Raw genomic sequence first — 1,180 nt, 5'->3', positions numbered from 1 at the left:
AGAGCTCATTCTTTTCATTTATTTTTTCTCTTGCTACTTTGGCTTTATTATCGTATATAGAAATAACTTGGTCTATACTCACAAACTCATTTAAAAAAGTTTCTTCAGGTAATAAAAACAATCTATTTCTATTAAAAATCTTCTCTTTAAATTTCGGCAAAAAGGAAAGAAGACGATGTAGAAATGGGATGCTTTTGAAGTGTATATTCCATTGTTTTACCCTGGTCTGAATAAAATCTAATTGTCTGTTCCACAGCCTTTTTTCATCTTTTAATTGAGTAAGATAATTCTCCATAAACTTTCCGTCTGGATTCAACTCTTCATATTCACCAAAGATTTTTAAAAGGTCTTTTCGAATCAAATCAAGCTCTGATAATCTCGTATATATTACTTTCTCGCACTGTTCAACTCCTGTAAAATTTGCATTAAAATATAAATTACATTCTTCTATCATCTTTTTTTTAGAAGATTGAATATTCTCTTCACTTTCAATATTAGCAAAAAAGTTTTCTCCTTTTGGATTTGTATATTGATATCCCTTTTTCTTTGCTTCTTTCTCTTTTCTAGATGAAGGAAAATAAACTGCAAAACTGTTGACACCTTCTACCCATCTTTTTTCTAAGTTAGCATGCTTCCACTGTTTTTCAATTTTACCGAATGACTCTATAATATTTGTTACGGCCTGATTATTTGTTGAAGATGCTACAATCAAAGGAGCTTTTTCTTTTTTTAGAGCTTTATCTACGTATAAATTAGCAACAAGAGATTGTAACAAAGTAGTTTTACCCGTTCCCGGTGGCCCATTAATTGCCAATACTTCTCCTTCACTCATATTGTTAAAGTGATTAATACACTCCCTTTGAGATGGAGAAAGAGGATATTCACCTCCCATTTGAGCAGAATGCTTTTCCATTTCCAAAACGGTATTGGGGATTAACGGCCTAATGGGATTAAATTCTGGTTTGATAAATTTTTGATAAAGCGGTGATTTATCCGTATTACCATCTAAAAGATGATCATATAATGACAAAATACTTCTAGTCGCTTTTACTGAATCATCCTTAATAATGTAAGCATTCTTTTCAAGTTTTATATCTTTAATAATTAAATCAGTAAAGCGATAATTCGTTATTTGTTCATACATATCCCGAGAAAAATCATAATATTTATACCAGGTTAA

1 protein-coding gene is annotated in these 1,180 nt (G+C 30.5%); it reads right to left on the bottom strand.

The genetic code is table 11. The features are described 5' to 3' along the window. On the bottom strand, positions 1–1,180 hold a 1,180-nt coding region (locus RB298_RS22845), incomplete at both ends, for an AAA domain-containing protein (RefSeq protein ID WP_486048710.1).

This window comes from Priestia sp. BR_2, from assembly GCF_041954005.1.
GTDB lineage: Bacteria > Bacillota > Bacilli > Paenibacillales > Paenibacillaceae > Paenibacillus_AQ > Paenibacillus_AQ lautus_A.
Note: the sequence above shows the minus strand (reverse complement) of the source record. Positions and strands in the feature narration are given on the sequence as shown.